This is a genomic window from Pantoea sp. CFCC18177 (assembly GCF_059412425.1).
In genome coordinates, this window is sequence record NZ_JBNBPL010000009.1 from 46,898 (window position 1) to 60,794 (window position 13,897).

14 protein-coding genes are annotated in these 13,897 nt (G+C 54.3%); 9 read left to right on the forward strand and 5 right to left on the reverse strand.

The genetic code is table 11. The annotated features are described in order from the left end of the window. Positions 1-9: 9 nt before the first annotated feature. From rnr to ACPUC8_RS11355, 3 genes are all read left to right on the forward strand, one after another. Positions 10-2,457, forward strand: coding sequence for a ribonuclease R (gene rnr / locus ACPUC8_RS11345; protein ID WP_058971256.1), 2,448 nt, complete (start codon positions 10-12; stop codon positions 2,455-2,457). Between the two features lie 112 nt (positions 2,458-2,569). Continuing rightward, positions 2,570-3,304, forward strand: a complete 735-nt coding sequence (rlmB, locus tag ACPUC8_RS11350; protein ID WP_039331523.1) for a 23S rRNA (guanosine(2251)-2'-O)-methyltransferase RlmB — start codon at positions 2,570-2,572, stop codon at positions 3,302-3,304. 89 nt (positions 3,305-3,393) lie between these two features. Further along, the gene (locus tag ACPUC8_RS11355) at positions 3,394-5,022 is read left to right on the forward strand and encodes an isovaleryl-CoA dehydrogenase (RefSeq protein ID WP_494926326.1); all 1,629 of its coding nucleotides are present in this window, start codon (positions 3,394-3,396) and stop codon (positions 5,020-5,022) included. Here ACPUC8_RS11355 and bsmA read toward each other — a convergent pair. Together bsmA and ACPUC8_RS11365 are read right to left on the reverse strand one after the other, a co-directional pair. Then, the gene (gene bsmA, locus ACPUC8_RS11360) at positions 4,996-5,322 is read right to left on the reverse strand and encodes a biofilm peroxide resistance protein BsmA (RefSeq protein ID WP_058971262.1); all 327 of its coding nucleotides are present in this window, start codon (positions 5,320-5,322) and stop codon (positions 4,996-4,998) included. The genes ACPUC8_RS11355 and bsmA overlap by 27 nt on opposite strands. Positions 5,323-5,378: 56 nt before the next feature. Further along, a complete protein-coding gene (locus tag ACPUC8_RS11365; RefSeq protein ID WP_494926327.1) occupies positions 5,379-7,310 on the reverse strand; it encodes a methyl-accepting chemotaxis protein in 1,932 nt (643 codons plus the stop codon). A gap of 159 nt (positions 7,311-7,469) precedes the next feature. On the opposite strand from ACPUC8_RS11365, the gene yjfP reads away from it, so the two are divergent. After that, complete coding sequence (yjfP, locus tag ACPUC8_RS11370) at positions 7,470-8,219, forward strand: esterase (RefSeq protein ID WP_039331518.1); 750 nt, start codon at positions 7,470-7,472, stop codon at positions 8,217-8,219. A gap of 48 nt (positions 8,220-8,267) precedes the next feature. On the opposite strand, the gene ACPUC8_RS11375 is transcribed toward yjfP, so the two are convergent. After that, positions 8,268-8,474: a hypothetical protein gene (locus tag ACPUC8_RS11375; protein WP_039331517.1), complete on the reverse strand. Its 207-nt coding sequence runs from the start codon at positions 8,472-8,474 to the stop codon at positions 8,268-8,270. A 384-nt stretch (positions 8,475-8,858) separates the two neighbouring features. Between ACPUC8_RS11375 and rpsF the strand changes: the two genes are divergently transcribed. The 4 genes from rpsF to rplI are packed head-to-tail and all read left to right on the forward strand — an operon-like array spanning position 8,859 to position 10,299. Continuing rightward, positions 8,859-9,254 (forward strand): 30S ribosomal protein S6, encoded by a 396-nt coding sequence (gene rpsF / locus ACPUC8_RS11380; RefSeq protein WP_034829324.1) that lies wholly within the window; start codon positions 8,859-8,861, stop codon positions 9,252-9,254. 6 nt (positions 9,255-9,260) lie between these two features. Continuing rightward, entirely contained in the window at positions 9,261-9,578 is a 318-nt protein-coding gene (gene priB / locus ACPUC8_RS11385) for a primosomal replication protein N (protein WP_071885715.1), read from the forward strand. 4 nt (positions 9,579-9,582) lie between these two features. Beyond that, positions 9,583-9,810 (forward strand): 30S ribosomal protein S18, encoded by a 228-nt coding sequence (gene rpsR, locus ACPUC8_RS11390; protein ID WP_002210155.1) that lies wholly within the window; start codon positions 9,583-9,585, stop codon positions 9,808-9,810. Between the two features lie 39 nt (positions 9,811-9,849). Next, positions 9,850-10,299 (forward strand): 50S ribosomal protein L9, encoded by a 450-nt coding sequence (gene rplI / locus ACPUC8_RS11395; RefSeq protein ID WP_039331442.1) that lies wholly within the window; start codon positions 9,850-9,852, stop codon positions 10,297-10,299. 63 nt (positions 10,300-10,362) lie between these two features. Here the strand turns inward: rplI and ACPUC8_RS11400 are convergent, their stop codons facing one another. Further along, the gene (locus tag ACPUC8_RS11400) at positions 10,363-11,019 is read right to left on the reverse strand and encodes a LysM-like peptidoglycan-binding domain-containing protein (protein WP_156138058.1); all 657 of its coding nucleotides are present in this window, start codon (positions 11,017-11,019) and stop codon (positions 10,363-10,365) included. A gap of 214 nt (positions 11,020-11,233) precedes the next feature. Between ACPUC8_RS11400 and bamJ the strand changes: the two genes are divergently transcribed. Then, on the forward strand, positions 11,234-11,854 hold the full coding sequence (gene bamJ / locus ACPUC8_RS11405; protein ID WP_039331436.1) for a BamJ family beta-barrel-assembly machinery protein: 621 nt from the start codon (positions 11,234-11,236) through the stop codon (positions 11,852-11,854). A 79-nt stretch (positions 11,855-11,933) separates the two neighbouring features. Here the strand turns inward: bamJ and ACPUC8_RS11410 are convergent, their stop codons facing one another. Then, complete coding sequence (locus ACPUC8_RS11410; RefSeq protein ID WP_494926328.1) at positions 11,934-13,883, reverse strand: bifunctional 2',3'-cyclic-nucleotide 2'-phosphodiesterase/3'-nucleotidase; 1,950 nt, start codon at positions 13,881-13,883, stop codon at positions 11,934-11,936. Positions 13,884-13,897: the final 14 nt, after the last annotated feature.

Genomic DNA, 13,897 nt, shown 5'->3' on the forward strand with positions numbered 1-13,897 from the left:
GGAACCGTAATGTCAAAAGATCCTTTTCAGGATAGAGAAGCAGAAAAGTACGACAACCCCATTCCCAGCCGCGAATTCATTCTGGCGCTGTTAGAGAAGCGCGAAAAGCCGGCTAACCGCGATGAAATCGCTCAGGAATTGAAGATCACCAGCGAAGAGCAGCTCGAAGCGCTGCGTCGTCGTCTGCGCGCCATGGAGCGCGATGGCCAGTTGGTGTTTACCCGTCGTCAGTGTTACGCCCTGCCAGAACGCCTTGATTTACTGCGTGGGAAAGTCATTGGTCATCGTGATGGCTATGGTTTCTTGCGGGTTGAAGGCCAAAAAGATGATTTCTACCTGTCGGCTGAGCAGATGAAGTTCTGCCTGCACGGTGATGTGATCCTGGCGCAGCCGGGAAGTGCCGATCGTAAAGGGCGTCGTGAGGCGCGCGTCGTGCGCGTGCTGGAACCGCGTAACAGCCAGATTGTTGGCCGCTACTTCACCGATGCCGGTACAGGCTTTGTGGTGCCGGATGATAGCCGTCTGAGCTTTGACATCCTTATTCCACAAGAAGACACCCTCAATGCGCGCATGGGTTCGGTGGTGGTGGTCGAGATCGTCCAGCGCTCAACCCGCCGCAGCAAGGCTATCGGTAAGGTTACCGAAATTCTCGGTGATAACATGGGAACCGGGCTGGCCGTGGATATGGCGCTGCGCACCCATGAAATTCCGCACACCTGGCCAGAAGAAGTAGAGAAAGAGATTTCGAAGCTGAAGGAAGAGGTACCGGAAGCCGCCAAAAAAGGCCGCGTGGACCTGCGTGAACTGCCGTTGGTTACTATCGATGGTGAAGACGCACGTGACTTTGATGATGCAGTATATTGCGAGAAAAAACGCGGTGGCGGCTGGCGTCTCTGGGTCGCGATTGCAGATGTGAGTTATTACGTGCGTCCGGGCACGGCACTGGATACCGAAGCGCATCAGCGTGGTACCTCCGTGTACTTCCCATCGCAGGTGGTACCGATGCTGCCAGAGATCCTCTCAAACGGCCTTTGCTCATTGAACCCACAGGTGGATCGGTTGTGCATGGTGTGTGAGATGACCATCTCTTCCAGCGGCAAACTGACCGGTTACAAGCACTACGAAGCGGTGATGAACTCCCACGCGCGTCTGACCTACAACAAAGTGTGGAGCATTCTGCAGGGTAATCAGGAGCTGCGTGAGCAGTATGCTTCTCAGGTTAAGCACCTGGAAGAACTGCATGACATGTATGAAGTGCTGGAAACGGCACGTGAGCAACGTGGTGGTATCTCCTTCGAAACCGAAGAAGCCAAGTTTATTTTCAATGCGGAACGTCGTATTGAGCGTGTTGAACGCACCGTGCGCAATGATGCCCATAAGCTGATCGAAGAGTGCATGATCCTCGCGAATATCGCGTCTGCACGCTTCGTTGAAAAGAACCAGGAACCTTCGCTGTTCCGCGATCACGATCGTCCAACCGAAGACAGCATCAAAAGCTTCCGTACCGTGTTGAATGAGCTGGGCTTGAGCCTGCCTGGTGGTGCAAAACCCCAGCCTATCGATTATGCCGATTTGCTGAAGCAGGTGGCCGATCGCCCTGATGCGGAAATGCTGCAAACCATGCTGCTGCGTTCGATGAAGCAAGCGGTGTACGATCCGGAAAACCGTGGCCACTTTGGTCTGGCACTGCAGTCTTATGCGCACTTCACCTCGCCGATTCGTCGTTATCCGGACTTGTTACTGCATCGCGCCATTAAGTACCTGCTGGCGAAAGAGCAGGGTACCCTGACCGGGAACACCACGCCGACCGGTGGTTATCACTACGATATGCAGCAGATGTTGCAACTCGGCCAGCACTGTTCAATGACCGAACGTCGTGCCGATGAAGCCACGCGCGATGTTGCTGACTGGCTGAAATGTGACTTCATGCAGGATCAGGTAGGCAATGTCTTTAACGGTGTGATCTCCAGTGTCACCGGTTTTGGCTTCTTCGTCCGCCTCAACGATCTGTTTATCGATGGTCTGGTGCATGTGTCTACGCTGGATAACGATTACTACCGCTTCGATCCTATCGGCCAGCGCCTGATTGGCGAATCGGGTGGCCGCACTTATCGCCTTGGCGATGCGGTGGAAGTTCGCGTGGATGCGGTGCATATGGATGAGCGTAAAATTGATTTCGCGCTGATCTCCAGCAAGCGCGTGCCGCGCGGCGAAGGTAAAACCGAACGTGAGCGTGAGAAGCGTGGCGGTAAGCCGCCGGCTAAGCGCCGTCGTGATGCGGGCAAGAAGGGCACTTTTGAGCCTGATGCTGCATTCCGGGGCGAGAAGAAAAAGTCTGTGACAGCTGAAAAACCGGCTAAAACCGAGAAAAAAGGCAAAAAAGTCTCAGAGAAAACCCGTAAAATCGCCGCCGCCACTAAGGCAAAGCGTGCGACGAAAAAATCCAGCGAAGCCTGATGAAGCTGCCATTAACGGCAGCTCATATTCGTAGCGGCGCAATTTATTGCGCAATGATTCGCGCCGCTACACACGATTATTCAACGATATACATCCAACCTTGAGCAAAGTAATGAGCGAAATAATTTTTGGTATTCATTCCGTGCAGGCACTGCTGGAACGTGATCCTCAGCGTTTCCAGGAAGTCTTTATTCTCAAAGGCCGTGACGATCGTCGCCTGCAGCCGCTGATTGCCGCACTGGAAGCTCAGGGGATCGTGATTCAGGTCGCTAACCGCCAATGGCTGGACAGCCAGGTTGAAGGCGGTGTCCACCAGGGGATTGTGGCGCGGGTGAAGCAGGGGAAAAACTATCAGGAAGGCGATCTGCCGGATCTGCTGCAAAGTCTTGATAAACCGTTTTTACTGGTGCTGGACGGCGTTACCGATCCACACAACCTCGGTGCGTGTCTGCGTAGCGCAGACGCGGCTGGCGTACACGCCGTCATCGTTCCGAAAGACCGTGCTGCACCGCTGAACGCGACGGCGAAAAAAGTGGCCAGCGGCGCGGCAGAAAACGTGCCGTTGATTCGTGTCACCAATCTGGCACGTACCCTGCGCTTGCTGCAGGAATACAACATTTGGGTGGTCGGTACGGCAGGTGAAGCCGATCATACGGTGTATCAAAGCAAAATGACCGGCCCCATGGCGCTGGTGATGGGCGCGGAAGGGGAAGGGATGCGCCGTCTGACGCGTGAACACTGCGATGAACTGATCAGCATTCCTATGGCAGGCAGCGTCTCATCATTGAACGTATCTGTTGCCACTGGCGTGTGCTTGTTCGAAGCGGTGCGTCAGCGCCTGGCGTGATCCTCGCCGCAAAAGTGTTTTTGTACCAGGCATAACTGTGCATCACCCTCATACTTGAACCATGCGTTCAATGAGGGGGATGCAATATTATGCCTTGGACCACCCACAACGTTTTCAATCAACCACCGCCACTAAGTAACAGTAACCTGTTTACCCATGATATTGCGCTCTGTGAGGCCGTAACCCGCGAAGGCGCAGGCTGGGATCGCGAATGGCTCGCCTCCGTTGGGCTGCAACTTGGCAGCGCTGAATCTCTCGAATTAGGCCGACTGGCTAATTCGTACCCGCCCGAACTGCTCCGTTACGATGCCCGTGGTGAGCGGCTTGATGAAGTGCGTTTTCATCCCGCCTGGCATTTGCTGATGCAAGGACTTTGCGCCAGCCGCCTGCACAATCTCAGCTGGCAACCTGACGTACAGCCCAATGCCATGGTGGCGCGCGCGGCTCGCTTCATTTTGCATGCTCAGGTTGAAGCCGGATCGCTTTGTCCGGTCACCATGACGCATGCCGCCATCCCGCTACTACAAAATTATTTGCCGCAGCCCTATGCCGACTGGCACGACGCCCTGCTCAGCGATCGCTATGACGCCCATCACGTGGCGGGCAATAAAAAGCGCGGTCTGTTGATCGGTATGGGGATGACAGAAAAACAGGGCGGCACCGATGTGTTGAGCAACACGACACGTGCTGAACCGCTTGGTGTGCGTGGGCCTGGCGAGCCTTATCGTATCACCGGGCATAAATGGTTCTTCTCGGTGCCACAAAGTGATGCACACCTGATCCTGGCGCAGACAGCGCAAGGGCTGAGCTGTTTCTTTTTGCCACGACTGCTGCCGGATGGCATGCGAAATGCGATCCGCATCGAGCGATTAAAAGAGAAGCTGGGAAACCGTTCCAACGCCAGCGCCGAAGTCGAGTTTCAGGATGCCATTGGCTGGTTGATGGGCGAAGAGGGTGAGGGGGTGCGGCTGATCCTGAAAATGGGCGGCATGACGCGATTTGACTGTGCGCTGGGCAGCCATGGGCAGATGCGCCGCGCCTTATCCATTGCCTTGTACCACGCACAGCAGCGCCAGGTGATGGGTAAAAACCTCAGTGACCAACCGTTGATGCGCAGCGTGCTGGCGCAGCAGGCGCTGCAATTGGAAGGGCAAACTGCACTGCTGCTGCGTCTGGCACGCGCCTGGTCAACCCCCGCCAGTGAGCATGAACGTTTATATGCACGGCTGTTTACTCCTGCCGCCAAATTTGGCATCTGCAAGGCGGGCATCCCCTTTGTGGCGGAAGCCATGGAGGTGTTGGGAGGCATCGGCTATTGCGAAGAGAGCGAACTGCCGCGTCTCTACCGTGAAATGCCGGTGAACAGCATTTGGGAGGGCTCAGGCAATGTGATGTGCCTGGATGTGATGCGTGTGCTGGGGCGGCATGCGGATGTGTTAACCATGCTGGATGATGAGTTCGATGCAGTGAAAGGGATCAACCGTCATTTTGATCGCCGCTGGCGTCAACTTCGGTTGCAGCTACCCCATGCCCGGGAGGGGGTTGCGCGCGAAGTGACCCAAACGCTATTGCAGCTCGCGAGCGCAGCCATTTTGCTCAAAGTGGCAGAACCCCCACTTGCCGATAGTTGGTGCGGCCAGCATCTGGATATGCGTGGCCGACGCGGACTGAGTGACGATCTCTGCAGCCGCTTACTGCTGCGAGCCAGTGCCCGTTGATGGGGCGCCAAAGAGAATCGCAGTACCGTACCAAAAACCAGGCACGGTGGTTTCATCAAGCATCAGGATTTGGTAGTACACCGCTCCAGCCTGATTGGCGCGCGCGGCCAGTGCTCGTTGGGCATCATCTGGCGAGCCACGTGTAGTGACGGTGATATTGCCGAGCTTACGCAAGCCGTAACTTTGTGCGCGGGTGATTTCCTGCGCGTGGCTGGTGGGCGGCGGCGGTGCTTTGGGTGTGGTTTTGAAAGCGGAACAGCCACTCAGCACCAGACACACTGCCAGTAAAAGGCGACGCATAACACACTCCAGAAAGAGGAAGATGGCTCAAGTTTATGCCATCTTCCCTTTTCATATCAGTCCTTCAAATGAAAAAGACTCACCAACTGTGTCAGATGGTGACCTTGTTGATTCAGCGTATGCGCAGTGGTCTCGGATTGGGTGATCATATCGCTGCTCTGGTGCGTGGCTTGACCAATATGGTTCATCGCCAGATTGACCTGACCAATGCCCGCCGCCTGCTCTTGTGCAGCAATATTGATTTCCCCCATCAACGCTTTCACCTGCTCAATATGGCTGACGATGTGCTGCATGGCGTCACGTGTTTGCTCTGACAGCGTGTGTCCCGCCGCGACTTTGTTGATGGAGGTCGCAATCAAAGTATCGATCTCTTTTGCGGCCGTGGCGCTGCGTTGGGCCAGTGCCCGAACTTCGGCGGCGACCACCGCAAAACCTTTGCCATGTTCTCCGGCGCGTGCGGCTTCAACAGCGGCGTTGAGCGCCAGGATATTGGTCTGGAAAGCTATGGATTCAATGACGTGCGTGATATCTGCGATGCTTTGTGATGCGACACGAATCTCAGACATGGTCTCCACGGAACGCGCCACGGTGGCCCCACCCTGATCGACAGTGCTGGCTGCTTCACCCACCAGTGCCAGTGCCTGACGCACGTTCGCCGCGGTTTGCGCCACGGTCGCACCAAACTGCTCCATGCTGGCCGAGGTTTCCTCTACGCTGCTTGCCTGGCGACCAATCTGCTCGCTGATGCTGGAACTGCTGGCGGCGATGGTATCGGTGCCGTGGCTGATATCGCGGGCGGCACTGCGCACCTGGCTGACCACTTTTTCCAGCCCGTCGCCAATGCCATTAATCGCCGCCACCAGTTGGCCCACTTCATCGCGGCGCGAGGAGTCGAGATGCGCCTGTAAATTACCCGCAGCGTATTGCTCGGCCAGATGAATCACCTGCTGTAGCGGACGCGTAATAGCACGACGGCTGTACCACATAAAGCCGACGGCGAAAGCGATCACCAACACCAGACCAATGACAATGAACAGGTTGCGGCTTTGCGTGATAGGCGCGAGCAAACTGGCACGACTGACCTCTCCGGCAATAATCCAGTTCCAGCCTGGCAGCTGTTGCCACGCCAGCAGTTTGGTTTCACCTTCCAGTTCAATACTCAGCAACCCTTTTGGCTGGGTTAACAGCTGCTGCTGCACTGATGTATCCCAGCGCGGTAATTTGCCCTCTGCCTGACGGTCAAACAGATATTGCCCTTGCGCACTGCCCGGTGCACCGTTCAGCACAAAGAAGCTGCCGCTGTCGCCCAGATGGCGTGCCAGCACTTTGTCGCGCATCAGCGCATACTGCGCATCGATTTGCACCCCAACGAACAGGATGGCGATCACCGCACCGCTCTCATCCTGTACCGGTTGATACTGTGTGATATAGCGATGACCAAACAATGTCGCCAGTCCACGATACACCTGCCCCTGATTAATACTGCGCCATGCGGTACTGCTGCGATCCAGCTTGGTACCCACTGCACGATTGCCATCCTCCTTTTTCAGAGAGGTGGCGATACGGATGTAATCTTCGCCATCGCGCACAAAAATGGTCGTCACCGCGCCTGTGCGTTCCAGAAAATCATCCACGGCAATTTGATCGAGATTGAGGGTTTTCAACCCAGCACGCAGGGTGGGGGTGCTGAACTCGCCCACTTGAATACGCTCGTTTTCATCACGGCTAAAGCGCTTGGGCAGGAAACTCTGGAACAGTTTGGTGTAATTCGCCACTTCCTCTGACAGTGTGGCGTTAAACATGGTGGCCATTTCATTAATGCCCAGCACCTGATTTTGCATGTCATCGGTGGCCAGCTGCTCCAGTTGACGCGCGGCGTTATGGCTCAGGGTGAGGGTCAAGGTCAACAGCACAATCGCCACGCTTAAAGACGTCAATACAGACAGCTTAATTCCGAGACCCATGGCGCTGAGAGAGAGACGCTTCATAAAGTACCTATTAAAGAATAATGGAGAGGTACAAGATCAACGGCAAATCTGGCAAAAGGTTTAGTACGGAAATTATTCTGATTAAATGTGAAGTTGCTCGCGTTTTGCTGCTCAGCACTTACACTGTGACGGGTGATAATCATTCTCAACGGAGGCGGTATGATTGAGTTGGCGACGGAGAACCTGGCAGGAATTGAGTGTATTCACGCGTCACCGGCCGGGCAACGGCATGCGCGTTTACCTACCATCCTGTTTTATCACGGCTTTACCTCATCTAAAGAAGTGTACAGCTACTTCGCGGTGGCGCTGGCGCAGGCCGGTTTTCGCGTCATCATGCCGGATGCCGATATGCACGGATCGCGCTATAACGGGGATACCGAAATGCGCATGACGCATTTTTGGGAGATCCTTAAACAGAACATCGATGAAGTGCCGACACTGGAAGCGGCATTGCGTGAGAACGATTGGGTCGCCGATGAGCGCTTTGCCGTTGCAGGCGCATCAATGGGAGGGATGACTGCATTAGGCGCGATGGCACGTTATCCGCAGATCCACAGCGTCGCCTGTATGATGGGGTCGGGTTACTTTATGCAGCTGAGCCACACGCTATTCCCTCCGCTGGTGGCCCGTACGCCGGAACAGAAAGAGACCTTTGCCGCGCGTCTTGCGCCGCTGGCACCTTACGATCCCAGTCAGCAACTGGAGAAACTGGCGCACCGTCCGCTATTGCTGTGGCACGGTGAAGCCGATGAAGTGGTGCCATTCGCCGAGACGGTAAGGCTAGAGAAAGCGCTGCGCGACGCCCAGTTGGATGGGAAAATGACTTATCTCTCCGAAAAGCAGATCGGCCACAAAATTACGCCATCAGCCCTGACTGCGCTGGTGAGTTTTTTCAAACATCATCTGTAGAAACAACTCGGGCTGGCACAAGAGGCCAGCCCGTTACGTCGTCCGATTTTAAAGCTGTGAAGACAGGCGTTCTGCTGCACTGGTATTCGCACTGACCGGGTTGCTGCCAGGCGTATCCAACCGGTTGACGTAGACATAGCCTGAAGCCGCATTGCTGCTGTTACTTCTCATCTGCTGCGCATAGTCAGCGGAGCTGGCAAAAGCGGGTGGAGACAGGAAGAGACCCAGTAAAGTGGCGAAAATGATGGTTTTCATATTCGACTCCTCACTCCAGGGATTGCACTCTCAGACGCCGCGAATAAGCCAAACCGTTGCGCCTGTAAATAGTTTAGTTGTTTGTCACATTGATGCCAGATCGTCCCATTGAACGCCACCATCAGCAATTTTGAACAACCCCTCGCTAACCTGCTGAATCATAATCCATAGCACAAAAGGTGCTCTCGACTGGCACACACTCTGCGATTTGATGAATTGTGCGCTTGAGTTATCCCTGCAACGTCAGTATGATTACGCGTCAATTTTTCAGCTGCATTCAGAGGTGTGTTTCATTTTAAATGATTCACAACCTATAACGTTCCTTGCTTCCGTGGGCCGCAGCTGACCCTGACAGGAGGCTGAATAATCCGTAAGGAGCTATCGATGCGTCATTACGAAATCGTATTTATGGTCCATCCTGACCAGAGCGAACAGGTTCCAGGTATGATCGAGCGTTACACTGGTGCTATCACCGGTGCACAGGGCACGATTCACCGTCTGGAAGACTGGGGCCGCCGTCAGCTGGCTTACCCAATCAACAAACTGCACAAAGCACACTATGTTCTGCTGAACGTAGAAGCTCCGCAGGAAGTGATTGACGAGCTGGAAACTAACTTCCGCTTCAACGACGCCGTTATCCGCAGCATGGTTATGCGCGTTAAGCACGCGGTAACTGAAGCATCTCCGATGGTTAAAGCGAAAGATGAGCGTCGTGACCGTCGCGAAGACTTCGCTAACGAATCATCAGATGACTCAGATGCTGGGGATTCTGAAGAGTAATCCGACATGACGGCAAATCGACTGCGCCTGTCAGGCACTGTGTGCAAGACGCCAGTTCGAAAAATCAGTCCGTCAGGGATTCCTCACTGCCAGTTCGTGCTTGAGCACCGTTCTGTGCAGGAGGAAGCCGGTTTTCACCGGCAAGCCTGGTGTCAGATGCCGGTGATTATCAGCGGCAGCACCCATCAGGTGATTACTCAACATATAACGGTCGGTACGCAACTCGTTCTCGAAGGTTTCATTAGCTGCCATCAGGCACGCAATGGTCAAAGTAGAGTCGTGTTACATGCCGAGCAGATTGAATTGATAGATTCTGGAGACTAGCCAAATGGCACGTTATTTCCGTCGTCGCAAATTCTGCCGTTTCACCGCGGAAGGCGTTGTAGAGATTGATTACAAAGATATCGCTACACTGAAAAACTACATTACCGAAAGCGGTAAAATTGTCCCGAGCCGTATCACCGGTACTCGTGCAAAATACCAGCGTCAGCTCGCTCGTTGCATCAAGCGCGCTCGCTACCTGTCCCTGCTGCCATACACTGATCGTCATCAGTAATTGGTAGTTGTCCATTAACGACTTTAAGAGGATAAGGTAATGCAAGTTATTCTGCTTGATAAAGTAGCAAACCTGGGCAGCCTGGGTGATCAGGTTAACGTTAAAGCGGGCTACGCTCGTAACTTCCTGGTTCCACAGGGTAAAGCTGTTCCTGCTACCAAGAAAAACGTTGAGTTCTTCGAAGCGCGTCGCGCTGAACTGGAAGCCAAACTGGCTGACGTTCTGGCTGCTGCTAACGCACGTGCAGAGAAAATCAATGCACTGGGCACCGTTACCATCGCGTCTAAATCAGGCGACGAAGGTAAACTGTTCGGTTCTATCGGTACCCGCGACATCGCTGACGCTGTAACTGCAGCTGGCGTTGAAGTGTCTAAGAGCGAAGTGCGTCTGCCAAACGGCGTTCTGCGTTCTACCGGTGAGCACGAGATTGACTTCCAGGTTCATAGCGAAGTGTTCGCTAAACTGGTTGTGAATGTAGTGGCTGAGTAATTATTACTTGGTAACTGGTTATGCGAAAACGCCGGCTTCTGCCGGCGTTTTTGTTTCTGCGGTTTACTGGGCGCGAATAAAACTGCCGTCCGGCTGGCGAGTAAATAACACCGGACCGTTGCTGCTATCTACCGTCAATCCCGTCACCACACCTTGTGCATTCTGACGAATCTTCACCTGCTGGCCATTTTTCAGCGCGCTGAGCGGCTGATCGTTACCCTCTACGCGAGCCATCGCGAACACATCATTCACCGGTAAATTGTTGTCCCGGAATAGTTGAGCCAGCGTCTGACCAGATGTCACGGTATAACTGTGCCATTCGCCTTGGGAGTCGGCTTTTGGCGTGGCATTCTGCGGCTGTTTGTTGTCATAAATCTCGGCCTGCAGCGGCACCTCTTTGCTGCTGTTATCTGCGGGGTGTTCAATCGGATATTGTGGCGTGCTGCTCGGCCAGAGAAACGCCAGTAACAGTACCAGCAGGGCGATAACAATGCCGCGACGATGGAAGGCTGGGAGCGGGTCCATCCAACGCACATTATCCAGCAGATGCCAGACGCGCAGCAGCACGGCGGGAACGCGGGAAGGGGTATCAGAAGCCATTCGTGAATCCTCCTCGCTGGCGGCCTTGCGCTTAATTTGCGGCAGCCAACGTTGCAACCTCGGTAAAGTAAAAGCACGCGGTGCGCGCGTCCTGCGACGTCGTGGGGCGATCTGGCCCATGTATTCTCTCTTTCTTAGCGCTGTACAGCAAAAACCTTGTCACAGCTATAGTATGGGCAATGCGGGCGCGAAGTGCCTGCCAGCATTGAAAAATTTGACCTGTGTATTGTTTCTCTTTCGCTGAGAAATGTCATCTCTGCCGCAGCAGATTTTACGCCAGCCGCCCGCGCTGTTATGCTGCCGTTTCTAATTTATTCGGGATTAAGGAATCAAAATGACCACCCCTTCATTTGACAGCGTCGAATCACAGGCAAGTTACGGTATCGGTTTACAGGTAGGCCAGCAGTTGCAGGAATCTGGACTGCAAGGTTTGCAGCCGGAAGCACTGCTCGCGGGCCTGCGCGACGCGCTGGAAGGGAACTCACCGGCTGTGCCTGTTGACGTGGTACATCGTGCGCTGCGCGAAGTCCATGAGCGTGCTGAAGGCGTGCGTCGTGAGCGTGTTGAAGCCATGGCAGCAGAAGGCCAGAAATTCCTTGAGCAGAATGCGCAGCGCGAAGGCGTAAGCAGCACTGAAACCGGTTTGCAGTTCAGCGTGATCACCCAAGGTGATGGCCCAATCCCTTCGCGTCAGGACCGTGTACGCGTTCACTACACCGGTAAACTGATTGATGGTTCTGTTTTCGACAGCTCAGTTGCACGTGGCGAGCCGGCTGAATTCCCGGTCAGCGGCGTTATCGCTGGCTGGATTGAAGCGCTGACCCTGATGCCAGTTGGCTCAAAATGGGAGCTGGTGATTCCACAAAACCTCGCCTATGGCGAGCGTGGTGCTGGCGCCTCTATCCCGCCATTCAGCACCCTGATTTTTGAAGTCGAGCTGCTGGAAATTCTGTAATTTTTCACCCTGCTTCAGCGTGATTGTAGGTGCGTACCTTGATGCGCTCTTGGGCGGCCTGATGGCCGCCCAAACAGAACTAATCATTCTTCTGCAAATTCACCTGCCAGAGCGCAAAGCCAATCTCATCACTCCCCACCGCTTTCATCGGGTAATCAGCGTACTGCTCAATAAACTGCGTGGCTTTTTCGCCCGGTGCGGTTTCAAAGCGGATATCCAGTGGCGTGTCACTGTGAATGGGCGCTAAACGCCAGTTGTGATCGGCTTGCGGTTTCACCTCACCGTGCGCTTTGGTTTCGCTACTGATATAAGCCGCAACCACGGAACGGTTCTCATCAGGCGAAGCAAACGCGACATACTTATCACCGGTTCCGGCAAACTTACCGCCATAAGCCCGATAGTTGTTGGTAGCAACGAGGAAAGTGGCATTCGGATCGATAGGCTTGCCCTGCCATGTCAGATCCTTGATACGTGAAGCCTGTTTGTTGATCAACGTGCATTCCCCGTCATAGCGCGCCGGTTGCGTCACATCGATTTGATAATCCACGCCATCAATCACATCAAAGTTGTAGGTGCGAAAATCCCAGTTAATCAGCGACTGCGGCTTGCTGCTGTGCGGGTCAATCTGATTAAACTGCGCGGCTGAACACTCCAGCCACTCTCTCACTTGCGCACCGCTGACTTTCATCACCACCAGGGTGTTGGGGTAGAGATAAAGGTCGGCGGCATTACGGAAGGTGAGTTCACCTTTCTCCACCTCGGTATAGCTGGCTGGATCGTTCTTGCGACCGCCGGCTTTAAACGGAGCAGCAGCAGACAGCACCGGTAGGCGGCCTAAATCGGGATCGCCCTGAATAAAGTGCTCAACATAGGCACGCTGCGCATTGTTCACGATCTGTACCGTGGGGTCGTCCTGCACCAGCGACAGATAGCTGTACATCACGTCGGCGGATTTCCCGATGGGCTTGGCCACAAATTCACGCGTGGCACGGTGATCTTGTTCCAGCACCTTCACCAGGTCGGCATCTTCCGTCGCCAGTGATTTCTTCGCGACCGGATCGTAAATCGGACGCGCCTCCGCTTTACCCTGCGTGACCTGCCATTTTCCGCCCTCGTTGTTCAGCACCAAATCGACCACACCGAGATGATCGCCCCACATACCTGGCATCACTGATGGAATGCCGTTGAGGGTGCCCTGCGCAATATCAGCGCCTTTAATGGCGGTGAACTCTTTGCTGGGGAACACCGCATGCGCATGACCAAACATAATGGCGTTAATGCCCGGCACCTGGCTGAGGTAGTAGACCGAATTTTCTGCCATGGCGTGATAGGGTTCGCTGCTCAAACCAGAGTGCGGTATAGCGATGATTATTTCAGCACCTTTTGCACGCATTTCCGGCACATAGCGCTTCGCTGTTTCTGTAATGTCATCAACACGGACTTTTCCCTGCAGATTGTTACGATCCCACACCATAATCTGCGGCGGAACGAATCCGATATAGCCAATTTTTAACCGATGTATCTGGCCGCTGCGGTCTGTGACCTGCATTTCCTTGATTAAATAGGGTGTAAACAGCGGTTTCCCGCTCTTTTCATCGATAATGTTGGCGTTAACGTAAGGAAAACGTGCACCGGCAATCGCCTTTTGCAGATAGGGTAAGCCATAGTTAAATTCGTGATTACCCAGGTTACCGACGGTGTAATCCAGCGTGTTCATCGCTTTATATACGGGGTGGACATCGCCTTGTTTCAGTCCTTTAGCGGCCATGTAATCACCCAGCGGGCTGCCTTGAATGATGTCTCCGTTATCGACCAGCACGCTGTTTTTCGCTTCCGCCCGCGCTTGTTGAATCAAGGTTGCGGTGCGCACCAGGCCAAACTTCTCGGTCGGTGTGTCTTTGTAGTAGTCGAAATCCATCATATTACTGTGCAGATCGGTGGTTTCCAGAATGCGCAGATCTACGGTAGCGGCCTGTACCGTGGCCGCTGTAACACACAGCGCCAGTAACGACATGCTCGCTTTGAACATGGCTTGCTCCTTGT

Bases quoted from the DNA above. Each gene is read 5' to 3' on its own strand.
- rnr (WP_058971256.1), top strand. From the start codon at position 10: ATGTCAAAAGATCCTTTTCAGGATAGAGAAGCAGAAAAGTACGACAAC.
- rlmB (WP_039331523.1), top strand. From the start codon at position 2,570: ATGAGCGAAATAATTTTTGGTATTCATTCCGTGCAGGCACTGCTGGAA.
- ACPUC8_RS11355 (WP_494926326.1), top strand. From the start codon at position 3,394: ATGCCTTGGACCACCCACAACGTTTTCAATCAACCACCGCCACTAAGT.
- bsmA (WP_058971262.1), bottom strand. From the start codon at position 5,322: ATGCGTCGCCTTTTACTGGCAGTGTGTCTGGTGCTGAGTGGCTGTTCC.
- ACPUC8_RS11365 (WP_494926327.1), bottom strand. From the start codon at position 7,310: ATGAAGCGTCTCTCTCTCAGCGCCATGGGTCTCGGAATTAAGCTGTCT.
- yjfP (WP_039331518.1), top strand. From the start codon at position 7,470: ATGATTGAGTTGGCGACGGAGAACCTGGCAGGAATTGAGTGTATTCAC.
- ACPUC8_RS11375 (WP_039331517.1), bottom strand. From the start codon at position 8,474: ATGAAAACCATCATTTTCGCCACTTTACTGGGTCTCTTCCTGTCTCCA.
- rpsF (WP_034829324.1), top strand. From the start codon at position 8,859: ATGCGTCATTACGAAATCGTATTTATGGTCCATCCTGACCAGAGCGAA.
- priB (WP_071885715.1), top strand. From the start codon at position 9,261: ATGACGGCAAATCGACTGCGCCTGTCAGGCACTGTGTGCAAGACGCCA.
- rpsR (WP_002210155.1), top strand. From the start codon at position 9,583: ATGGCACGTTATTTCCGTCGTCGCAAATTCTGCCGTTTCACCGCGGAA.
- rplI (WP_039331442.1), top strand. From the start codon at position 9,850: ATGCAAGTTATTCTGCTTGATAAAGTAGCAAACCTGGGCAGCCTGGGT.
- ACPUC8_RS11400 (WP_156138058.1), bottom strand. From the start codon at position 11,019: ATGGGCCAGATCGCCCCACGACGTCGCAGGACGCGCGCACCGCGTGCT.
- bamJ (WP_039331436.1), top strand. From the start codon at position 11,234: ATGACCACCCCTTCATTTGACAGCGTCGAATCACAGGCAAGTTACGGT.
- ACPUC8_RS11410 (WP_494926328.1), bottom strand. From the start codon at position 13,883: ATGTTCAAAGCGAGCATGTCGTTACTGGCGCTGTGTGTTACAGCGGCC.